This window comes from Luteibacter sp. P4_E6 (assembly GCF_056401535.1).
Window position 1 is genome coordinate 1 of record NZ_JBFUJE010000856.1, and the last position, 1,124, is coordinate 1,124.

Consider the following 1,124-nt stretch of genomic DNA (forward strand, 5'->3'; position numbering starts at 1 on the left):
GTGCGCTCGTCGGTGGCGGCGAAGGCCGGCAGTGCGATGGCACCGGCGATCGCGAGAACAAGCAGACGACGCGACATAGTCTCTCTCCGTGATGATCCTGCGGGATCATACCGGGCGGACGTGAACCGTGACTTTGTGTAGGAGCCGATTCATCGGCGACGGGTGCTGGCGGCCATCTGGCCCGCTGCCGCGGGATCGCCGATGAATCGGCTCCTACACAAAGTCACGGTTCACGTCCGCCCGGTATGATCCCGCAGGATCATCACGGAGAGAKACTATGTCGCGTCGTCTGCTTGTTCTCGCGATCGCCGGTGCCATCGCACTGCCGGCCTTCGCCGCCACCGACGAGCGCACCGCGCTCACCCTCTACCGCGCCGAGGGCGACCAGCTTTTCGCCACCAATGGCGAGGCCGTATCGGGCGATGGTTACGCCGTGGTCCACGAACGTCGCAGCTTCGACCTGAAGGGCGGCGCGCAGGATCTCTCCATCGATGGCCTCCCCTCCGCCCTGGACAGCGAAGCGCTTTCGCTGCGCTTCCCCGGCAAAGGGACACGGGTGGTTTCCCAACGCCTGCTGCTCGGGCAGGGCTTTGACGGTGCCGTGGCCGGACTGGTCGGGCATAACGTCACCGCCATCGGAACCACGGGGCAGCCTATCGCCAGTGGCACACTGGTTCGTGGCGGCGACACCCTGGTGATCCGCGAAGCCAACGGCCAGGCCAGCCTGATCAAGAGCTATGCGGCGTTGCGCGCGGCCGACGCCACCGACTTCGCCCGGGGGTCCACCCTGCAGGTACGCGTCGCCGGCGGCAACGCGGGCAACACCACCGCGCAGCTCGACTACCCCACATCCGGACTGGGCTGGCGGGGCGCCTATGTGGCGACCATTGTCCCGGGAGCCTCGTGCAAGATGAACTTCGACGCCGCGGCCAGCATTGCCAACCGCAGCGGCCGGGACTGGAAGGATGTCTCCCTGAAGCTCGTCGCCGGCGATGCGCAGCGTGCCAAGGCACCGCCGCAACCGAGGATGTTCATGGCCAAGGCCGCCGCGGCCCCGATGGCTATGGACGTCTCGACGAACGGACCGCAGCAGGCCACGCTTGGCGACCTGCGTACGTACACCC

General features: G+C 67.3%; 1 protein-coding gene. It reads left to right on the top strand.

What is annotated here, in order from left to right:
* Positions 1-277 precede the first annotated feature (277 nt).
* The coding region (locus tag AC1DT2_RS24110) for a DUF4139 domain-containing protein (protein ID WP_477299238.1) at positions 278-1,124 on the top strand (847 nt) is incomplete at its 3' end.